General features: G+C 67.7%; 4 protein-coding genes. All 4 read right to left on the bottom strand.

Annotated elements, in window-relative coordinates:
• Nucleotides 1–981, bottom strand: a 981-nt coding sequence (gene ftsZ / locus RTN46_RS01545; protein WP_312178666.1) for a cell division protein FtsZ, incomplete at its 3' end; no start/stop codon positions are given.
• 219 nt (nt 982–1200) lie between these two features.
• Nucleotides 1201–2124 carry a cell division protein FtsQ/DivIB gene (locus RTN46_RS01540; protein WP_312178665.1) on the bottom strand — a complete coding sequence of 308 codons (924 nt, stop codon included), beginning with the start codon at nt 2122–2124 and terminating at the stop codon, nt 1201–1203.
• Nucleotides 2125–2248: 124 nt separating this feature from the next.
• Nucleotides 2249–3664, bottom strand: a complete 1416-nt coding sequence (gene murC / locus RTN46_RS01535) for a UDP-N-acetylmuramate--L-alanine ligase (protein WP_312178664.1) — start codon at nt 3662–3664, stop codon at nt 2249–2251.
• Nucleotides 3661–4380, bottom strand: a 720-nt coding sequence (locus RTN46_RS01530) for a glycosyltransferase (RefSeq protein ID WP_312178663.1), incomplete at its 5' end; no start/stop codon positions are given. The genes murC and RTN46_RS01530, both read right to left, overlap by 4 nt.

Raw genomic sequence — 4380 nt, 5'->3', positions numbered from 1 at the left:
GGCCGGCTTGGACGAGGCAGGCTGTGACGTGACGTCCACCTGGTCGAAGCCGGCGGCGATAACCGTAACGCGCGCTTCGTCGCCGAGCGCGTCGTCAATGACGGCACCGAAGATGATGTTGGCTTCGGGGTGTGCGACTTCCTGGACCAGCCGGGCTGCCTCGTTGATCTCGAACAGGCCGAGGTCCGAACCGCCCTGGATGGAGAGCAGCACGCCGTGGGCGCCGTCGATCGATGCTTCCAGCAGCGGCGAGGCAATGGCCAGTTCCGCGGCCTTGACGGCGCGGTCCTCGCCGCGGGCGGAGCCGATACCCATCAGGGCCGATCCCGCGCCCTGCATGACGGACTTGACGTCGGCGAAGTCAAGGTTGATCAGGCCGGGAGTCGTAATCAGGTCGGTGATGCCCTGGACGCCGGAGAGCAGCACCTGGTCAGCGGAACGGAACGCGTCGAGCATGGACACGTTGCGGTCGCTGATCGAGAGCAGACGGTCGTTCGGGATGACGATCAGGGTGTCGACTTCGTCCCGCAGGGTGTCGATGCCCGATTCCGCCTGGTTGGAGCGGCGGCGGCCTTCGAACGTAAACGGGCGGGTGACGACGCCGATGGTCAGCGCGCCAAGGGAGCGTGCGATCCGGGCCACCACGGGGGCACCGCCGGTGCCGGTTCCGCCGCCTTCGCCTGCGGTCACGAAGACCATGTCCGCGCCGCGCAGGACCTCTTCGATTTCCTCCGCGTGATCTTCGGCAGCCTTGCGGCCTACCTCCGGATCCGCGCCGGCGCCGAGGCCGCGGGTCAGTTCACGTCCAACATCGAGCTTGACGTCGGCGTCACTCATCAGGAGAGCCTGCGCATCAGTGTTGATGGCAATGAACTCCACTCCGCGGAGTCCGACGTCGATCATTCGGTTGACGGCATTCACGCCACCGCCGCCGATGCCGACGACCTTGATGACGGCCAAGTAATTCTGCGGTGCTGCCACGTCCTGTGTCCCTTGTTCGAATCTGTGCAACTGATCAATGCGGCCGGGACTTCCCCAGCCAAAACCTTCAACCGAACAACCTTAACCCTCAACTTGAGAGTTATAGTTATGTCAAGTAATGCTCTATCCACGACGCTATGGGGCTGCGATAGCTTCCGCAATTACCATTCCGCGCGTGTCGGAGAGAATCTTTCGCCGCTGCCTCAAGGGCACGGCCGGTCACCGGGTCACCGGGCGGTCGGGGGTGCTCACATCGAACACCTGGACCGGCGGATCCGTGGGCGGAATCAGCAGGAGTGCTTCCAGCGCCTTGGCCTTGGCGGCATTGGCTTCCGCGCTGCCCCAGAAGACGGTCTGGCCGTTGGCGAGCTTGAGTTCCACGGAATCCACGGTCTCGGCCGACGCGTGGTCAAGCTGGGCCAGCACGTTCTGCGGCAGGGCCGCGAGGACGGCGGTCACCGTGGAGAAGACGTCGCTGTTAACCGCGTCCGTCCCGCCGTCGATCAGCGGCAACGCGACCGATCCTCGCTCCCCCACGGCCATCAGCTGACGCCCTTCCTCGTCAATGAGGAGGAACTCACGGCCATTCTGCAGCACGGCAACGGGCAGCCGTTCGGTGATGGTGACCAAAAGGCCCGACGGCGGCAGGGCCGCAACTTCAACCTTTTCCACCTCCGGGCGGTCGGCCAGCAGCTTGCCGGCATCCGCATCTGAAATCAGCGTCAGCGGGGTACCCAGCAGCGGCGACAGTGCCGATTCAGCTGCTTCGGTCGTCAGCAGGGAATTGCCCTCGATTTCCACAGTCTTCAGTTCCAGCGCGGGTGAGAAGAAAAGCACCGCGACCAGTGCGGCGAGCAGCGCTGCCGCTACGCCGGTCCCGATGAGAATGTACCTGCGTCTGCGCCGCCCCGGAGGTTCCGGGAAGGCAAGGATGCTCGCCTGGGTGTCTGGTTCCTGGCCTCCGCTCCCGGGGCCCGGGAAGCCGCCATCCGCGCTGTCGTCGCCAGTGCGGGTCCGCCCGGAAGTAGCCGGCCCCGCTTCCCATTCACGGGAGGCCTGGATGTCCGGCCTGTCGCTGTGCATGCTGCTGCTGCCGGCACCGGGCCACAGCTCGTGGATCTGGGCACCCTGAAGGAGCTGCACCTTGGCAGAGTTCGCCGCGGAACGGGGGCCGCCGGCGGGAGCCGCGGGCTCCTGCCCGGCGGCCGCCGGCGCAGGCTTGCCTGAACCAGCGGGCAAATTTCGGGCAGGCGGCTGCCTGGGCTTCCTACCTGCCATCGGCACCGTCTCCGGGGGCCGTGGCGGACAGTGCCGCGAGGATGACCGGCCCGTACTGGGTAACGTCGCCTGCCCCCACGGTCAGGACGATGTCCCCTTCCACAGAGCGGTCCGCAATGCTGCGCACGGCTGAAAGCGGGTCCGGCGCCACGGCACCGGGCGTCCGCAGCCGGTCGGTGATGAGTTCGCTGGTAACCCCCGGAATCGGGTCTTCGCGGGCCGGATAGATATCCAGCACCGTCACCGAATCGGCCAGGTCCAGGGCGGCAGCGAACTCAGCCGCGAAGTTCCGGGTGCGGCTGAAGAGGTGGGGCTGGAACAGGACGTGCACGGCCTTGTCCCCCGCAACGGCGCGGGCTGCCTGCAGGGCCGCGGCGACCTCGGTGGGATGATGCGCGTAGTCGTCAAAGACGCGGACGCCGCGGGCAGTTCCCTTGGCTTCAAACCGGCGTGCCGCGCCGGAAAAGGCTGCCAGGCCATCCGCGGCGGCCTGCGGTTCGATGCCCAGGTCCAGGGCCACGGCGAAGGCCGCGGCAGCGTTGAGCACGTTGTGCCGGCCGGGGACCTGCAGGTGAAGCGGCTGCTGCATTTGCCTCCCCGCGGCGGTGAAATGCAGGGTGCTGGAGCTTCTCCGGCCGTCAGCGGTTGTTTCGGCGATCCGAACGTCCGCTTCCGGTCCATAGCCGTAGGTCCTGACCCGCGGAGGCTTATTGCGCGCCAGGAGGTCCTGAACGCCGGGATCGTCGGCGCAGGCGACAAGGAGCCCGTCGGCGGGAAGCAGTTCGACGAACCTGTCGAAGGACGCGAACACGGCCTCGGCGGTGCCGTAGTGATCCAGGTGGTCCGCTTCTACATTGGTGACCACGGTGATCTGCGGTGAGTAGTTGAGGAAGGACCCGTCGGATTCGTCCGCCTCAGCGACGAAGACGGGGCCTGTGCCGGCGGCGGCGTTGACCCCCAGCGCTGCGACGTCCCCGCCGATGGCGAAGGACGGGTCGGTGCCCGCTTCGCGCAGCAGGACGGTGATCATCGCCGTCGTTGTTGTCTTGCCGTGTGTGCCTGCCACGGCCACAAGGTCCTGGCCGCCCATGGCCGCGGCAAGGGCTACGGAGCGGTGGATGATGCGCAGGCCGGCAGCTTCCGCTGCGGCAAGCTCGGGGTTGTCCGGACGGATGGCCGTGGAAATGACCACGGTGTCCACGTCCTGGATGTTGGCGGCGTCGTGTCCCACTGAGATCCTCGCGCCCAGCGCCTCCAGGGCGCGCAGCCCGGCGGAGTCCCTGGCATCGGAGCCGGAGACCCGGACGCCGCGGCCAAGCATAACCCGTGCGACGGCGGACATGCCGGCGCCGCCGAGTCCGATGAAGTGGACGCGGCCCAGTGCCGGCGCTTCGATGGTGCTCATGCTTCTTTCCGTTCCGCTGCATCCAGGATCAGGGCAGCCATCTGTGTATCCGCGTCCCTGATACCGCGGGCTGCGGACGCTGCTGCCATGGTTCCCAGCGCTGCCGGGTCCAGCAGCAGCGGGATGAGTTTCTCCGAGATCCACTCGGGTGTGAACAGTGAGTCCCGGACCAGCAGGGCACCTCCGGCGTCCACCAGTCCCCCGGCGTTCAGTGCCTGCTCGCCGTTGCCGTGCGGCAGGGGTACCAGGACGGCAGGAAGGCCGACGGCGGAAATCTCGCTGACGGTGCCGGCACCGGAACGGGCGAGCAGGAGGTCTGCGGCAGCATAGGCAAGTTCCATGCCGTCAACGTACTCGAGCTGGCGGTAGAGGGGAGCTGTCAGGGCCTTGCCCTCGGCATCGGCTGCCGCCTTGCCGCGGCCGGTGACGTGCAGTGTCTGGATGCCGGCCTCGGATAGGGCCGGCAGGGCGGCTGTCACGGCCGCGTTGATGCTGGCCGCCCCGGAGGAGCCGCCGGTCACCACCAGCGTGGGGAGGTCCTGCTCCAGTCCGAGGGTGGTACGGGCGGATGCACGGGCCGCTGCCCGGTCCAGCTGGGAGATCTCCCGGCGCATCGGCATGCCTACCCAGCGGGCGCCCGGCAGCTTTGTCTCTTCGAAGGCCACACCCACAACGGCGGCGTTCCGGGCACCGACCCTGTTGGCCAGGCCGGGCCG

Source organism: Arthrobacter sp., from assembly GCF_031988865.1.
Taxonomy (GTDB): domain Bacteria; phylum Actinomycetota; class Actinomycetes; order Actinomycetales; family Micrococcaceae; genus Arthrobacter_B.
The sequence above is the reverse complement of the archived record's forward strand: the minus strand, read 5'-3'. Positions and strand labels throughout refer to the sequence as shown.

What these genes read in the sequence shown, in the direction of transcription:
- murC (WP_312178664.1), bottom strand. Translation starts at nt 3,664, where the DNA reads ATGAGCACCATCGAAGCGCCGGCACTGGGCCGCGTCCACTTCATCGGA.